Below are 17,579 nucleotides of genomic sequence, written 5' to 3'. Positions count from 1 at the left end.
AAGTCGATATTAAATGGAACTTATAAAAAATATATAATATTATTTATTGTAAATTTAGTAAAAAATTATTTTATAACTCTTTACTTAGTCTACAACCAACTTTTTGTATTGTTTCGATAATTTGATGTTCTAGTTTACTTCTTAATCTATAAACTAATGTTCTTAAAGTACTTGTTGAAACTTCTGTTTTAGGCCATATTCTCTCTTCAATCTCTTTAAATGGAACAATCTTATTTTCTGCTTCAATTAAAATTCTAAGTAGTAAATTTTCTTTTTTACTTAAAGATATAGGAAAGTTTTTAAAATACAAATTATTTTCTTGGAAATTATAATAATAGTCTAATCCTATATGAATCTCTTTGGGACTAATAGTATCTTTTGTTTCTTTTTTAATTTTGTATAACCCAAGTAATATATTTGATTTAAGTTCATCTCTCTTAAAAGGTTTGATCATATAGCATATAGGTTCTGTTTTTATTGCTCTTTGAATTGTGATTTCATCTGAAAAGGCAGTGATGTATATAACTGGAATTTTTTCAATAGTATGAATTTTTTCAATAGTTTCAATACCATCTTTCCCCTTACCTAAATTAATATCCATAAGAATTAAATCAGGTTTATGTATTCTTACATTGTTTAAAGCAGTATTATAGTCTGAAGCTATAGCACTAACTTTAAAATCGAGACTTTCTAATGTTTTTTTTATATCTAAAGCAACTATAGTTTGATCTTCTACTACTAGTATATTAGGAATTAAATCGTTATTCTCCATTATAATGTACTATCTCCTTACTTTTTTATTAACACTAAGTATTATATTACTAATTATATAAGTATTATTTTAATAACTAAATTAATTATATAATTTGTTTGTATGGAAGGTTTATTTCTGTTACAACACCTAATTTCTCATTGTAAACTTTAATCTCACCTTTAAATTCTTTTAGAATAATATCTTTTGATATGCTAAGTCCCATCCCTGAAGAATCTTTTTCTTTTAGTGTAAAATTGTTTTCAAATATTTTATTTAGATATTTTGAATCAATTCCACCTGCAGTATCTTTTATTTTTATATTACAAAAATCTTTCTTTTGTAAAATCTCTATACTTATTTTCTTTTCATCAAATTTTTTATTACTAAGTTCAAATTCATCTAAGGAGTTATTTATTATATTTAATATGACTTGAGCAAATTCACTTTTTTGCCCTTTTATATTAATGGTTTTATCAATATTCTTTTCTATTGAAATATTATCTTTTAAAAATCTATTTTTTAAGATTCTCTCTATTATGATTATTGTTTTATTTACATTGAAAAGTTCTACACCTTTTTCTGTAGATAAAAATATTTTAAAATCTTCTGCTGTGTTATAAATATAATTAGTATTTTCTTTTATAATATCAAGATTTTTTGTTAATTTATCGGCTGTTATATTATTTGTTTCAGAATCAATTTCAAGGGATTGAACACTAAGAGAGATAAGATTTAGCGGATATTCCCATTGTAAAATTATATTATCTATTAAGTTCCCAACTTGAGCTTGTTTAAGTTTTTTGGATAACTTCTCTTCCATTAACAGTCTATTTGTTACCTCTTCTTGAACTTTTTTTTCTAAGTCTTTATTTAATTGTTTTAACTCTGTTATATCAATTGCAATACCTAAGATAAAATCTTTTTTTAATAAACCTAAAAATGAGATTTTAATTAATCTTGTATCAAAATATAGTTTTTTATCGTTTGGAAGAGTAAAACTATCTTCAAATTTTATTTTCTTTTTTGACAAAACTTCTAAATCGATTTGTTTATCACTATATGGAAGATTTTTTTTGTAAAATTTATATGAATTTTCACCCAATAATGATTCTTTGCTTGAGTGTCCATAAAGTCTTGCAAGTGATTTATTTAATAAAATAAAATTACCTTTATTGTCTTTTAATACAATAGGAAAAGGTAAGCTATCAATTAATGTTTCTAATATTTTCATTTGAAACGTTTGTAAATAAGAACCTATAACGACAATAGGAAGTGTAACTAAAAATATGATAAAAAATATTATTACAATTTTATTTTTTAGTTCCCTTAATTCTCTTTCATAAAATTGTTTTTTGATTGAATATATGATAAAAAAATCATTATCTGTTATAGAAACTTTATTTATATAGTAAATATGATTTCTATCTTCAAATTTATTTTTTAGTAAAGTATCAATATTTTTGATTTCATCTTTTACTTTAAAATTAGTATTTAATTGTGTACTCCAACATTTATTTTTATCAGGATGAAGTAGAAAATTTTCTTTACTGTCCATGTAATAAACATTAAAAATACGTTGATCTGTAATATAGTTAATAAGTTCATCTGCATTATAATTTATGATTACAATACCTTTAAAAATTTCGTTTATATATATTGGAGTTGATACTCTAATAGTTGGTTTAAATGGAATTTCTATCTTTTTATTTTCAACATTTAAATCAAAATCAGAGATATAATATTGGTTATTCTTTAAAAGTTTGGTTTTTTTAAAATAGTATCTATCACTTTTATTTTGCAACTCTTTTGTAATAATAGTTTTTCCTTCTACTTTATCTATTCTTATTTTTTCAAAACCTTGTTCATCTAAATATCTAAACTGAAATATATTTTTATTAGTTTGTGTAAAAGTTTCAAAATCATGAATAAGTAGATTTTTGTTAGATAAATTAGTGTTATCAAGTAATAACTTATTGAAATGAGTACTATCTTTTATGTGTTGTAAAATAAGTTTGTAATGATTTATTTTTTTTATAATCTCTTTTTCTGTTTTTGTAAATTCTAATTTGGCAATTTCAATATTTTTTTTATATAAAGATTCAGTTAGAGATTGTTTAAAATAACTGTACATTAGAAAAGCAATAATTGTATTTAATATACCCACAATTATAATAAAAATATAAGCATTTTTTTTAGCTGAAATTGAGTAATTCATAATAAACTTTCATACATAACATAATTAAATATATTATATGCTAAGTTACTTAAATTAAAATATATTTTTAAAACTAATTTAAATTATATTTGATACAAAGATTAATTTTTAAGGGAAAAATATGGTTATTTTTTTTTGTATTTATTGGAAAACTTTTTACAATAGCTTCTTTTGCTGCGTTATAAAATATTTTTTTTCCATTTAATATTTTTATATTTTTTAATTCTCCTTTTTCTCCAATTATAAAATTAACATTTACATATCCTTCTATTCCTCTTCTTCTAGCACTATTTGGGTAGAATTTGTTTTTGTTAATAGTTTTTTTTACTTTTTCTATATAGTCATTTTTTATTTTAGTTATATTTACTTTTGGGGTATGTGGTACTACTTTTTCTACTTTTTTTGAAGATAATGGTTCGATTTTTTTAATCTCTTTTTTTATTTGAGGTTTTGGTTTTGTGACTTTTTTTTCAATTTTCTTTTTTGTTTTTTTTACTTTTTTGCTAATCTTTTTTTTAATTTTTTTAGGTTCATTTTTTTGCTCTTTGATGATTTCTTTTTCTTTTTTTAATTCAACTTTTGGTTCAATAAGTGATATTTTAACTAAAGATTTTTTTTCCTCATTTTTTGTAATGTTTGACTGATTATTAAAACTATAAAGCACAGTTGTGATAGTTGATGCATATAATATTAATGTAATAAAAAAAGAACCAAAGTATCTCAATTTTGATTTTCCTTTTTAGTTATTATTCCTATATTTTCGTAATTGTTGTTTTTTAAAATATCTAATAAAAAAATGAAATCTTCAAATTTCACATTTTTATCGCAATTTATTTGAATAGGTGTTTTTTTCTCATAAGTTATAAGTTTTTTCTCAAAATCAAATTTTTCTATTAGATTTTTTTCAAATAAAATTTCACCATTTTCTTTTATTGTAATAGTAATACTTTTTTTGTTTTCTATATCTTTTGCACTTGTAGCTTCTGGTAAATCAACAGGAATCATTCCTTTTGCAATAAATGAAGCTGTGGTTAAAATAATAACTAAAAGAACTAGCATAATATCAATAAATGGAATTACATTTATCGAATCAAACTTTTTAACTTTCACTTTTTGCCTTTTTACTTATATCCCATTTAGCAAGAAGTACTTCTACTTTTCTTACTAAATGGTTATTAAATACAATTGCCGGTATTGCTACAATCAAACCCATAGCTGTGGCTTTAAGAGCTAAAGCTAAAGAGGTCATGATGTTTTTTACGTCAATATCTCCACTCTCTCCCATAATATAAAATGTAATAATTATTCCAAATACAGTTCCTAATAAACCTATATAAGGGGCATTTGATGCAGTTGTAGAGATTATGCCAAGATTATTTGTTAAAGCAATTTCTAATTCCTCTTTTGAATTATAGTTATTTAGTTTTATTGTTTTGTAAAACCACATTCTTTCAATCCAAAACATAATGCTTAAAAAACTTAAGAAACCTAAAAATCCTATAACACCATAATCTGCTAATTTGCTTATTAATTCTATACTCATTAATCTATTAATTAAAATCTTTTAATGAAACTTCTATAGCTTCTTTAAAATTTTTAATCTCTCCTTCATATTTTTTTAAATCTACAGCTTTTTCTTTATGCACATTTTGAAACATTTTAGAACTTTTAGAGGTGTTATGATTGTGCCCACCACGTTTCACACCATGCGTACTAAATACATAAGCTCTATAAAAATTTAAACATAAATAAAAAGTTATTAAAGATGAAGCAAATATAAATGCTAAAACTTTTTTACTTTTTGATACTTCAAAAAAGTTTATTCTTTTTGCTAAAATTAAATATCCCCAAATAACTGCTAAATAAGGGAAGAAATTAAATATTTTTAACCAAGAATCTTGTCTTGAAGCAAGATTTGAAACTTTTATTTCTTCAAATCCAAACCCATATAAAAATCCATTTACTATATCTGCATAGGTGTGGGTAAAAAAACTATGTAATAAGTGAGCTAAACCACCTATAATAAAGATTGGAATAAAAGCATAACCTAAAGTAGCAAGGGTTTTTTTAGTATCATTGTTTAAAAATTTTGAAGCAATAAGCATACCAATATAAACTACTGATATTGAAAAAAGTAGGGCATAGAAAAAAGAAAACATTCCAACTGTGTCTATTGATGTGATATTAAAAGTTCTTTCAAAAAAGTTTGCTGTTTTGCTCCAAATAAATTGCTCAGCTATATTTGTTCTGTTTAATCCATGGTGAAATGACATAGTAATAGGAATAGCTGCAACAATAAGTATATATGTCCATACTTCTGCTAAATCAGTTTTAAATTTTTTAAATAAAGTATTTGAGGGTTTAGTGATTTTAAAATTAACACCTTCACATGCAGCACTGCAATCCATACATAAAGTACAATCTTCCATTGAGTTCTTTTTTACAAAAGTAAATGGTTTTAGATTATAACTACAAGCTTTAGCACAATCAAAAGTTTTACACTCTTTACAATCCTCTTTGTAAGTTCCTAAAAAGGTAGAAGATACTTTATGAAATGCTTTTGTTAAAGTTCCAATTGGACAAATATACTTACAATAATTCATATCTTTATAAAGGTAAAAAAGTAAAAAAGCAAGAATTGTTAAGATTGTAAACATTAGTGCAGTATTACCAGGAGTTTTCCAAAATCCAGGAAAAGTATAATATACAAACCACCAACCAATAATTAATATTGATATTCCTATGTATCTATTTTTTAGAAAACTTGGAAACTCTTTGTTTAAACCAATTTTTGTAAGATATTTACCAACAAAACCATGGGGACAAATACCACAAAAGATTCTTCCAAATGTTGCAAGGCTTACTACCATAAAAAGTGACCAAAATAGTCCCCAAAACAAATATCTTGTAAAAATATTTCCTGATTCTGGTTCTTTAAATCCAAAATAAATACCATAAATAAAAAGAGCAAGAGTTAATATTTGAACTGTTCTTATAACTACTTTATTTTTAAAAAAGATTTTTAATACGGGAATATTATAGATATCATTTATATCTCTATTTTTATTTGTTATCATTTGATATTCCTAAAATCTATATCTAAGACCAGCATAAAATGATCGTGATGGACCAACAATAATTGTTGAGTCTTCCATTGTATTGTCAACTCTACTAGCTGTTAGATGCACAAATTGGTTGTACTTTTTATCAAATAGATTATCAATTCTTGCAAAAATCTCCAAATCTTCATTGACTTTATAAGATGTTCTTAAATTAACTAAAGCATAAGCACTTTGTTTAAAATTATTTGTTTCATCAGCATAATAAGTACTTTTTGCAATCACTTCTGGAGATATTGTTAAGTTATCAATTGGAGTGTAGTTAAATACTAAATTAAGAGTATGTTTTGGAGTTCTTGGAACTTGGTTTCCTGCTAAATTTAGAGTTTGAAACACTGCTGGAGAAACTAAAGTTCTAACTCCTCTTGGATAGGTGTAAACAGCATCAGAAACAAGTTGTTTATAGTTGTTTTTCGTAAATTCTGCATTTAAATAAGTGTATGCAAGATTTATTGATAAATTATCTAAAGGAGAACTGCTTAAAGCTAGTTCAAAACCTCTGCTTCTCATATCCCCTACATTGTCATAATAATTATCTTCATCAGAACTTCTTACATAATTTCCTGCTCTCATTCCAATATAATCTTTTCTATCTAGTTGATAGATTGAGGCTTCATAATTAAAATAATCAGTTTTTCCTCTTAATCCAAATTCATAGTTTATAATCTCTTCTGAATCTATATCTGTTTTATATCCATTATTACTATTACTACTTATCTGTCCCGCGCTTGGAGCTCTAAAACCAGTAGAAACACTTGTATATAAATTTGTATTAGCATTAATCTCATAGTTTAATCCTGCTCTAAATGAACTTTCATTAAAAGATGGTGATATATTTTGTAAAGGGTTTAATAAGTCTTCTAAATCATAATTTATATCATCATATCTAAAGTTAAAAGTTGAGGTAAGTTTATTTGTAAATTCGTATTTAAATTCAGTATAAAAAGCATTTATATCTTCATCTAGATTTGAAGAACTTGCCGAAAGACCACCATATGAAGCAGTCCCCCATGGAAGAGGAGTTCTATTTGTAGTTTCATTATTTCTTTGTATATCAAGCCCTAGCATTAATGCATAAATATTTGAAGAGTATCTGTATTCTGCTTTTATACCATTTTGCGACCATTTTTCATCATTAAAATAATCGTGTGCATCATTAAAGCCATCATTATTTACATCTTCATAAGCTGATTGATAAGATTTGTCATCTGTATATCTGTATGTATTAAGCATAAGATTTGAGTTATTTGAAAAATCTTTAGAATAGGTAATAAAGCTTTTTACTAAAGTAGTATCATAATCTGATGAGTAAGTAATCTCTCTAACACTTTTTGGATCAAGTATAGCTGCACTTGTTCCATGGACACCGCTTCCATCTCCTGTATCAATTTTATTATAACTAAAACCAAAAACTACATCACTTGTATCATCTAAATAATAATTGTATTTAGTACTAATAGATTTATCTTCTTTAAAAGCTCTATCCCAAAATCCATCAGTATTTTTATAACTACTTTGAATTTGTAAAGCAGAGTTTTCAAAGCTTTTATTTGTAGATACTAAGATTTTTTCATAACCAAAGCTTCCAAGTTGGGCCTCTAATTTACTAAAATCTTTCCCTTTTGGCCTTTTTGTTGTAATTACAATAGCCCCTGATAAAGCATCATTTCCATAAAGATAAGATGCTCCACCTTTTATTATTTTTATGGTTTCAATATTGTCTAAATCAATATTGATTTTTCCTGTAGTTTCTTGAACTGGAACACCATCAATAACAACTGCAATACCAGGTCTCTCACCCATATAAACTTGATTGTCAACACCTCTTATGTGAAGTTTTACAATATCACCTTCTGTTTGCATTGCTGTGATTCCAGGGGTTGAATTTAAAACTTCAACTATATTTTGAGGGTTGATTTTCTCAACTTTTTTTTCGTCAATTATTGTTACAGATGATACTTCACTTTTTTTTGCTTCAAATTTATCATCAATTGTTGTTGAATCAACACTTATTACACCTAAATCTTCTGATGCAAATAAAAATGTTGATAAAGCCATAGATAAGATTACTGTTTTTTTCATTGTTCCTCCAAAATAAAGGACACAAATATTAACAATAGTAAAAGAGAGATTTAACTATAATAATATCGGTGTCAAATACCAAGTTTCCATTCTTCTGTCGCCAAACTAGTGAGAGTGGGAACTTTTTTTAATATAGGGATATTATCTAGTAGATGTTAATTATTAGTTAATTTAATGTTAATTTAAAAATTAATTCAGTTATCTAAGGTAAATATTATATTTAAGAAGCAGAATGAACTGCTTCTATAAAATTGTTAGCTTAAGAAAGTAGAGTTATATTCCTCTTCATTGAAACCAATAGTAAATTTGCATTCTCCATTTAGTCCATGTTCAATCACAGGTCTTTTTATAATGCCATTATCTTTTTCTATTAAAGATAGTGCTTTTTTTTCTGTAGTTTTTTTATCTTTTAAACCCAAATCTTTATATGGTTTACTTCTAGGATTTAACATAGAAGTAGCTGGGACAAAACTTGTCCATTGTTCAATTTTATCTTTTCCTACAGGAGTTTTAGAAAGGTCTATAAACTCATATGAGATATTATTATTATCAAAAAAAGCTTTTGCTTTTTTAACACTTGCGCAACTTTTTATTCCATACATTTTCATTTTATTTCCCTTTTTATTGAATATCAATATGATATTTTAAATTAAGTTGAGAGCTAAAATCTTTAGCAAAACCTAAAGCAATACCTTGAATTGTATAATCAACTCCTGCTTCACTTTGACTAACACTTTTTACAGGATATACATAAATATCCATACATTGATCAAAGAAAAAAGATATTGTTTTATTCATTGATTGATCTAATATTGTAAGTTGTGAATTTTCAAGATGTAACGCTTCACCAATATTATGTCCATTCACTGTTAATATTTCATAGTCTTGAAAATGAAAGTTATACTCTAAAAGATATTTCATAATAGAGCTTTCTTCACTTTTTATTTCTATAGTTGATTCCACTTTTTTGTTATTAAATTTAAAGCTTTTTGTTAACTGCGTATTCTTTTTTTGCTCTTTATATATCCCTCCATCTCTTCTAAGTTTAATACTGTTTTGAGTAATATCTTCTACTTCAAAAGCTTGATTTGCAAAATCTGCATATTCATTAAAGTTACACGCTTTAAAACTCTCTTCTGTTAAACTTTTATCTGTAATATGGTCAATTGCTGATTTTTTTATATACCAATCTGTAAAAAGTTCAATATCTTCAGTCGTAGATAAAAGTGAATCATTGTGAATTGTTGCAATCTCTTCATCGCTTTCAGTCTCTTTAACTTCTAATTCCTCTTTTCCTTCAATTTTTTGGATTTTATCATGGTAAGTTTCGTGATATCTAGTAAGAGTATTTTGTAGATTAAAACACTGTTTTCTTAAATCAAATTCTATAATTTGACCACCCATTTTTGGGTCAATTATTGTAATTAAATCAGGAGTATAAAATTTGTATTCTTCATATGAATCCATATTTATATCACATTTTTCATAGCCAGTATTATTTAAAAGGTTTTCACATCTAATGATATATTTATAAGCATTATCTCTTAAATTAGGAAGATAAATTCCTCCAAAAACTCCATGCCATAAGACATCATTACATTGGATTCTATATAGATAATCTTTAAATTGCTCCGATACATCTTTTTTTCTTGAAAGCTCTAAGGCTCTTTTATGTATCCAATTGCTCTCATTGTATTTAATAAAAAAGTTTTTCCAAATCCCACCACGAATTAGATACTCTTTATCCATATGTTGGTGGATTAAATCTAAATAATCATTTGCATTTGTTGGAAGTGTTGACCACTCACCCATCTCATGGTATGAAACAGTTGGTAGGTATGACAATGATATTGCATTGTTCTTATCATAAAAGTCTGAAAATGTAGTTATATTTATTGTTTCATCTTCAATACATTTTGCAAAAAAGTTTTTTAGCCATTGTTTTTCATAAACTTTTTCATAGGTTTTTGGCCATACTCCAAATTTTTCCCCATCATCAAAAATGATTGCGGCATTTTTACCTTCCTCATTTGAAAATTCTTTAATTTTTTTAATACTATTATCAATAGTTGCAAAGGGAATAATATATCTTAGGTCTTTATTTATAGGAAATAGTGCCATTTGATTATTACTGTTTTCAGTTAAAAAGTAACCATTTAACTCATCTTTCTTAAATCCTGATGCAATTAAATGATAATCATCAACTATTACATAATCAATATCACACTCTTTTAAATCATCAATAATAGAGTCATCCCAGATTCTTTCAGTTAGCCAAAGGCCTCTTGGTTTTTGATTGAAGTTTTCAATTATAAAATCTGATAATTTATTTATTTGTGCAACTCTATCATGACTTGGAATAGAAGCTAAAATAGGTTCATAATATCCCCCTGTAAAAAACTCTATTTGTGAGCTTAAACTCTTTATTAAGGAGAAAAGTTCTGGCCTCTTTTTTTTGATAAATTCGAATAACCAACCACTAAAGTGAACAGAACATTTAAACTCTGGATAGTTTTTTAATATCTCAAAAAAAGGTTGATAAGATTTTTCAATTATTTCATAAATTACTTTATCAAAATTGTCTATAGGTTGATGACAATGAATACCAAATAAAAGATTAGTTTGCATATGAATCCTTAAATATTTAATTAAATTGCAAATAATTTATACCTATATTTTATTTTACTTAAATATAATAGTAACTATCATTTACAAATTGATTACATTATATACTTTTGCAATTAGAATGTAATTGATTTCATGTATTATAATATAATAATTTGTTATTCTAATACAAAAAAATATAAAAGGAAAAATTATGGCATTAAAAGTAGCAATCAACGGTACAGGTAGAATAGGTCTTATAGCAACAAAAATCATCGCTCAAAGAAGTGATATTGAATTAGTGGCATTAAATACTACTAGTGATTTAGACATGTTAGTTTATTTGTTAAAGTATGATAGCGTACATATGGGAGTAGATGCTGAAATAATAGATGATAATCATATTAGTGTAAACGGATGCAAAGTAAGAGTATTCTCTGATAGAGATCCAAAAAATATTGATTTTGGTGGATGTGGAGCAACTGTAGTTATTGAGTGTACAGGAGCATTTTTAACAACAGAAAAATGTCAAGCTTATTTAAAAGGTGGAGTTGAAAAAGTTGTAATGAGTGCACCAGCAAAAGATGATACTCCAACTTTTGTTTTAAATATTAATACAGATTCTTATAATGGTGAAAAAATTATCTCAAATGCATCTTGTACAACAAATGGTTTAGCTCCAATTTGTAAAGTATTAGATGACAACTTTGGGATTGAAAATGGTCTTATGACTACAATTCACTCATATACAAATGACCAAAATATTTTAGATGTAAAACATAATAAAGATAAAAGAAGAGCAAGAGCAGCTGCATTAAATATGATACCAACAACAACAGGAGCTGCAAAAGCTATTGGTTTGGTTATGCCTCACTTACAAGGTAAATTAAATGGATATGCTATGAGAGTTCCAACTGCTGATGTTTCAGTTGTAGATTTAACTGTTAATCTTAAAAAAGAGGTAACAAAAGAGGATGTAAATAAGGCTATGGAATTAGCTAGTCAATCACAATTTGATGGATTTATTGAAATTGATAACGACAAAAGAGTTTCAAGTGACTTTATAGGTAGCTCATACTCTTCATCTTTTGTTCCAGATATGACTTCAGTTGTTGAGGGAAAAACTGTAAAAGTTCTTGCTTGGTATGATAATGAATGGGGATATACTAGTAGATTAGTTGATATGACTTTATTTGTTGGTCAATACTAAAAGGTAGTAAATGTCAATAGCAATAATGACCTCGGGAGGGGATTGTGCAGGGATGAACCCTGCCATAAAACAATTTGTTGATTATTGTTTTACTAAAGATGTTCAACCATATTTAATATATGATGGTTTAGAAGGTCTTATTGATGGAGATATAAAAGCTGCAACATATGAAGATGTTGCAGGGATTATGCACGAAGGTGGTACAAAAATAAGGTCTTCAAGATCAAAAAGATTTTTTGAATATGAGTATAGAAAGCAAGCTTTTGAAAACTTACAAAAATATGGAATAGATAAGATTGTTATTTTAGGTGGAGATGGTTCTTTTAGAGCTTTAAATCAATTTCATAAAGATTTTGGAGTAAACTTTATAGGAGTACCAGCTACAATAGATAATGATATTTTTGGTACAGAATATTGTTTAGGTGTTGATACTGCATTAAATATCATAAGGCAAGCAACAGATGCAGTAAGAGATACCTCTTCTTCATTTAAAAGAGCTTGTGTTATTGAAACTATGGGTAGAGATTGTGGATACTTGGCATTGGTATCTGCTATTACTTGTGGTGCAGAAGTTTGTATTATCCCTGAACTTGATTATGATTTAGAATCTATTGGTAATAGATTAAAAGATGAATTAGAAAAAGGGCGTAAATATATTGTTTGTATTGTTGCTGAAGGGTGTAATCATGATAAATGTACAAGTACAAATCAACTTGTACAATGGTTAGAAACTGATATTGGCATTGAAACTAGAGCAACAATTTTAGGACATGTTCAAAGGGGAGGTAATCCAACTGTATTTGATAGATTAATGGCTTCGGAGTTTGTTACATACTCAATAGATAAGTTACTTTCTGACCATATTGGTGGAAGTGTAATAGTTTATAATAGAAGTGAATTCCAATTTGTAACAATTGAACACGTAAATTCACAAAAATATAAAATTAGAGATGATTTATTAGAGTTGGCTAAAAGGTTAGTAAACTAATAAACAAAGTCTAAAAAAATCTAAAACGAAAGGTAAATAATGAAAGCGATTGTATTAGCTGGTGGATTTGGAACAAGAATTCAACCTCTAACTAATTCCGTTCCTAAACCTATGCTTCCTATATTAAATAGACCTATGATGGAGCATATAATCATAAAGTTAAGAGATGAGTTAGGTATTACAGAGATTGGAGTATTACTCTATTTTAAACCTGATATTATTAAGGACTATTTCAAAGATGGTTCAGACTTGGGAGTAAAAATACAATATTTTTTACCTGATGATGATTATGGTACAGCAGGAGCAGTTGCCTTTGCAAAAGAGTTTCTAGATGAAACATTTATTATCGTAAGTGGAGATTTAGTTACAAATTTTGATTTTAAGAAAATAAAACGTTTCCATGAAAAGAAAGAATCACAACTAACTATTACATTAACTTCTGTTGAAAATCCACTTCAATTTGGAGTAGTTATTGCCAATGAAGAGGATAGAATAGAAAGATTTTTAGAAAAGCCAAGTTGGGGTGAAGTTTTTAGTGATACTATCAATACTGGTATTTATATCATTGAACCACAAGTTTTAGATTTAATTCCTTATAAAGAAAATTTCGATTTTGCAAAAGATTTATTTCCTAAAATGATGAAACAAGAGATTCCTCTTTGGGGATATTCTCATAAAGGTTATTGGAGAGATGTAGGTAACCCTGAAAGTTATAGAGAGGTTTTTAAAGATATATTTAGTGGAGATATAAAACTTCCTTGTAAAGGTGAATTGTCAAATATAGATAATGGTGAAATCTATTTAGAAGAGGGTAGTAAACTTCATAAAAAAATTAGAGTAGAGGGTACTGTAGTAATTGGTAAAAATGTGTTTATTGATGAAGGTGTTACTCTAAAAAATTGTGTTATTGGAGATAATTGTAGAGTTAGTAAACACTCAGAAATTATAGATTCTGTACTTTGGGATGATGTGAAAATTGGGGTAAAAGTAAAATTAAATAACTCAGTTATTTGTAATAACAATGTTATAAAAGATGAATCAAAAGCTTCATTTGGTGTGATAATGGCTGAAAAATGTTTAGTTAACAAAAAAGTATCTTTTGAAAAAGATATTGTTATGTGGCCTGATAAAGTATTAGAAGCATCATCGGTAGTTAGTACAAATATTATTTGGGGAAATAGATATAAATCTTCAATTTTTGAAGATGGAGCTGTTATTGGTAGAACAAATATTGAGCTTTCTTGTGAGATGACAACTAAGCTTGCAGAAGCCTTTGGTTCTATACTTCCTGTTGGATGTTCAGTTTATGTATCAAGGGATTATCATAAATCAACATTTATGCTAAAAAGAGCATTTGTTGCTGGAATATTATCAACGGGTGTAAATATTGTCGATCCATATAATGTTCCATCAAATGTAATGAGACATGCCTTAAGTAAAACAGATGAGATCGTTGCAGGTATTCACCTAAGACAATCTGTTTTTGATCCAACACAAACTGAAATTATCTTTTTTACAAATGAGGGTTTAGTTTTAGATACTAAATTGGCTCAATCTGTTGAAAGAATATTCTTTAGAGAAAATTTTAGAAAAGTAAAATATGATGAGATTGGTACAATTACAGAAGACAAAAACCTAAGAGATGTATATATTGAAACAATTGAAAACTCTTTTGATAAAAATATGTTTAAAGATAGTGAATTAAAAGTTGCTGTAGATATTATGAACGGTTCAACATCTGACATTTATCCAAAAATTATAAATGAATTAGGTATTGAAAATATTATATTGAATGCCCATAAAAGTGAGAAATTAAAACCAAATGATATTGTAAAGACCCAAGAAAATATGCAAAATATTGTAAGGGGTTTAGATTTTGATTGTGGTTTTTTAATTTATCCAAATGGTCATAAATTACAAGTGATTGATAATAAAGGTGAATTGATTTATGATTATAAATTGTTATTAGTTATTTTAGCTTTATTAGATAGCACAACTGATAGAAAACTAAAAGTGATCTTACCAGCTTGGGCACCTGATTTTGTAACTTATGATAATATAGAAGTTTCAAGGGAAAAACTATCAAGTTTCAAAGCTGAACAACTAAAAGAATATGATTTAATTGCAGATAGTGATGGACATTTTGCATTTAATGAGTTTGGATTAAATAGGGATTCTATTTTTACAAGTTTTAAAATTTTGGAATTGCTTGAAAAATCAGGTAAAAAATTGTCAAAACTTCATAAAGATATTCCTGATTTTTCATATAAAGGTGAAAATATACCTTGTCCTAGCTCTTTAAAAGGTAAGATGATGAGAAAATTCTTAGAAGATGGAAAAGGTAAGAAAACATCTTCAACAGATGGAGTTAAGATCTGGATGAATGATGATGAGTGGATACTTATGGTTCCAGATCAACATAATGAGTACTTAAATCTTTATGTTCAAGCAGAAGATGAAAAAAGTGCAGGAAAGATTTTCTACTCATATCAAGATAAAATAGAAAAGTGGATAAGTGAATAAAAAAATATATTTGTCATTTCTATGGCACATGCACCAACCATACTATAAAGATGATTATACAAAATCAACTTTAATGCCTTGGGTCTTTTTACACGCAACAAAAGACTATTATGATATACCATGGTATATGGAAAAGTTTCCAAAAATCAAGGCAACTTTTAATTTAGTACCTTCTTTGTTAGCTCAAATGGAAGAGTATATAAAAGGTGCTGCCAATGATAAGTTTATTGAATTTTTAAAAAAAGAACCCGCTTTTTTAAGTAATGAAGAAAAACTATTTTTAGAAGAGTATCTTTTTTTACCAAATGAACATCATATGATAAGACCTTTTCCTAAATACCATGAATTACTAATTAAATTTAAAGCAAATAATAATTCTTTGTCAAATTTTAGTAATGAAGAGATTATAGAGTTAGAAGTTTTATTTTTATTAAGTTGGTGTGGAAATTTTTTAAGAGAAAATAATAGTTTGGTAAAAGAGTTAATTAGACAACAAAGATATTATTCTCAAAATCAAAAAATAGATTTAGTTAATACTATGTTTTCTTTTTTAGAAGAGGTTGTTCCTTATTATAAAAAGTTAAAGGATAAAGGACAAATCTCAATATCAACAACCCCTTTTTATCATCCAATATTACCACTTTTAATAGATAGAAAAAGTGCAGTTGAGGCAAGAAATGATGTGGTTTTACCAGCAACAAAAAGTGCAGATTATAAAGAGTTTGCTTCAAAGCAGGTAAGTAGTGCAATTGAATATTATGAAAAACAATTTGATGCTAAACCAAACGGATTTTGGCCTAGTGAAGGAAGTGTAAGTGAAGAAACAATCTCTTTACTTGCTAAAAATGGAGTAAAATGGGCTTGCTCTGATGAAGAGATTCTTTTCAAATCTTTACAAAAATCAAATAAAGAAGTGGTATACAATTCTTACTTTTTAGAAACACAAAATGGAAAAGTGAATCTATTTTTTAGAGATAAATATTTAAGTGATCTAATAGGATTTGAGTATAGTAAAAAAAATGCAAAAGATGCGGCAAATGATTTTGTTTCTCATCTAAAAAATATCTATTTAAATGCAGAAAAATCAATAGTTGTTCCTGTAATCTTAGATGGTGAAAATGCTTGGGAATTTTATCCTAATAATGCACAAGATTTTTTTGAAAATCTTTATGAACTTTTATCAAATCAAGATTGGTGTGAGTCAACACTTTTTGATGAAATAGAACAGATAGAAGAGATAGAAAAAATTCCATTATATAGATTAGCCAGTGGAAGTTGGATAAATGGTAATTTTGATATTTGGATAGGTAACTCACAAAAAAACAAAGCTTGGGAACTACTTGATACTACTAAATATGATTATGATAGAAAAAAAGAACTTTTAGATGATGATACTATCAAACAAATTGACAAAGAGTTTTTAATTGCCCTTGGAAGTGATTGGTTTTGGTGGTATGGAGATGACCATTATACAGAATTAAATCATCAATTTGATGATCAGTTTAGAGCACATCTTAAAAATATTTATAGATTAATGGATGAAGAGATACCTTCAGAAATCCATGTTCCTATAGTAAAAAAAGATAAAGGTAAATTGATAAATATTAAGCCAACAGATTTTATTTATCCTACTGTTGATGGAAATATGAGTAACTTTTTTGAGTGGCTAAATAGTGGTAGATTTGATATTAAAAAAGAGTTTAGTACTATGGATTCTTCAGCTTTATTAGCTGAATATCTTTATTATGGAATAGATAAAAAACCGAATCTATTTTTATATTTAAAAGGTGAAAAATTTCAATATAAATCAAACTTAGAGTTAAGATTAACTCTAAACGATATGATATTTACTTTTGATATAAAAAAAGGTAAAGAGAGTATTGAGCAAAATGGATTATATTTTGATATAGCTTTTGATAAAGGAATAGAATTAAAACTTTATGATTATACACATAAAAAAATTGATCTTATGTTTGAGATTTTCGAAGATGAAAAGAAAATTCAAAGATACCCTTTATATGATGAAGTTATTTTGGATTTTGAAAATTTATTTTTAAAAAATTGGTATATTTAATAGGAGATAT

At 26.5% G+C, this 17,579-nt stretch carries 13 protein-coding genes; 4 read left to right on the top strand and 9 right to left on the bottom strand.

The features are described 5' to 3' along the window. Positions 1–70: 70 nt before the first annotated feature. From ACKU3H_RS01725 to ACKU3H_RS01685, 9 genes are all read right to left on the bottom strand, one after another. Complete coding sequence (locus ACKU3H_RS01725) at positions 71–772, bottom strand: response regulator (protein WP_320035256.1); 702 nt, start codon at positions 770–772, stop codon at positions 71–73. Between the two features lie 85 nt (positions 773–857). Continuing rightward, positions 858–2,969, bottom strand: coding sequence for a PAS domain-containing sensor histidine kinase (locus ACKU3H_RS01720; RefSeq protein WP_320035255.1), 2,112 nt, complete (start codon positions 2,967–2,969; stop codon positions 858–860). Positions 2,970–3,042: 73 nt separating this feature from the next. After that, on the bottom strand, positions 3,043–3,693 hold the full coding sequence (locus ACKU3H_RS01715) for a TonB family protein (RefSeq protein ID WP_320035254.1): 651 nt from the start codon (positions 3,691–3,693) through the stop codon (positions 3,043–3,045). Continuing rightward, the gene (locus ACKU3H_RS01710; RefSeq protein WP_320035253.1) at positions 3,690–4,079 is read right to left on the bottom strand and encodes a biopolymer transporter ExbD; all 390 of its coding nucleotides are present in this window, start codon (positions 4,077–4,079) and stop codon (positions 3,690–3,692) included. Before ACKU3H_RS01710 ends, ACKU3H_RS01715 begins: the two co-directional genes overlap by 4 nt. Next, a complete protein-coding gene (exbB, locus tag ACKU3H_RS01705; protein ID WP_320036453.1) occupies positions 4,069–4,497 on the bottom strand; it encodes a TonB-system energizer ExbB in 429 nt (142 codons plus the stop codon). The genes ACKU3H_RS01710 and exbB overlap by 11 nt, the downstream gene beginning before the upstream one ends. Positions 4,498–4,519: 22 nt before the next feature. Then, a complete protein-coding gene (locus tag ACKU3H_RS01700) occupies positions 4,520–6,046 on the bottom strand; it encodes a 4Fe-4S binding protein (RefSeq protein ID WP_320035252.1) in 1,527 nt (508 codons plus the stop codon). 9 nt (positions 6,047–6,055) lie between these two features. Continuing rightward, a complete protein-coding gene (locus ACKU3H_RS01695) occupies positions 6,056–8,170 on the bottom strand; it encodes a TonB-dependent receptor (protein ID WP_320035251.1) in 2,115 nt (704 codons plus the stop codon). A 254-nt stretch (positions 8,171–8,424) separates the two neighbouring features. Continuing rightward, entirely contained in the window at positions 8,425–8,778 is a 354-nt protein-coding gene (locus ACKU3H_RS01690) for a Spx/MgsR family RNA polymerase-binding regulatory protein (RefSeq protein WP_320035250.1), read from the bottom strand. A 13-nt stretch (positions 8,779–8,791) separates the two neighbouring features. After that, positions 8,792–10,798, bottom strand: a complete 2,007-nt coding sequence (locus ACKU3H_RS01685) for an alpha-amylase/4-alpha-glucanotransferase domain-containing protein (RefSeq protein WP_320035249.1) — start codon at positions 10,796–10,798, stop codon at positions 8,792–8,794. Between the two features lie 190 nt (positions 10,799–10,988). Here ACKU3H_RS01685 and gap point away from each other — a divergent pair, with 190 nt between their 5' ends. Genes gap through ACKU3H_RS01665 form a run of 4 tightly spaced genes read left to right on the top strand, consistent with a single transcriptional unit; the run spans position 10,989 to position 17,569 of the window. After that, positions 10,989–11,984 carry a type I glyceraldehyde-3-phosphate dehydrogenase gene (gene gap, locus ACKU3H_RS01680; protein WP_320035248.1) on the top strand — a complete coding sequence of 332 codons (996 nt, stop codon included), beginning with the start codon at positions 10,989–10,991 and terminating at the stop codon, positions 11,982–11,984. A gap of 10 nt (positions 11,985–11,994) precedes the next feature. After that, entirely contained in the window at positions 11,995–12,972 is a 978-nt protein-coding gene (locus ACKU3H_RS01675; RefSeq protein ID WP_320035247.1) for a 6-phosphofructokinase, read from the top strand. A 39-nt stretch (positions 12,973–13,011) separates the two neighbouring features. Further along, complete coding sequence (locus ACKU3H_RS01670; RefSeq protein WP_320035246.1) at positions 13,012–15,495, top strand: sugar phosphate nucleotidyltransferase; 2,484 nt, start codon at positions 13,012–13,014, stop codon at positions 15,493–15,495. Then, positions 15,488–17,569, top strand: a complete 2,082-nt coding sequence (locus tag ACKU3H_RS01665) for a glycoside hydrolase family 57 protein (protein WP_320035245.1) — start codon at positions 15,488–15,490, stop codon at positions 17,567–17,569. The genes ACKU3H_RS01670 and ACKU3H_RS01665 overlap by 8 nt, the downstream gene beginning before the upstream one ends. The last annotated feature ends 10 nt before the right edge of the window (positions 17,570–17,579 follow it).

The organism is Halarcobacter sp. (assembly GCF_963675975.1).
In the GTDB taxonomy this organism is placed as follows: domain Bacteria; phylum Campylobacterota; class Campylobacteria; order Campylobacterales; family Arcobacteraceae; genus Halarcobacter.
Note: the sequence above shows the minus strand (reverse complement) of the source record. Positions and strands in the feature narration are given on the sequence as shown.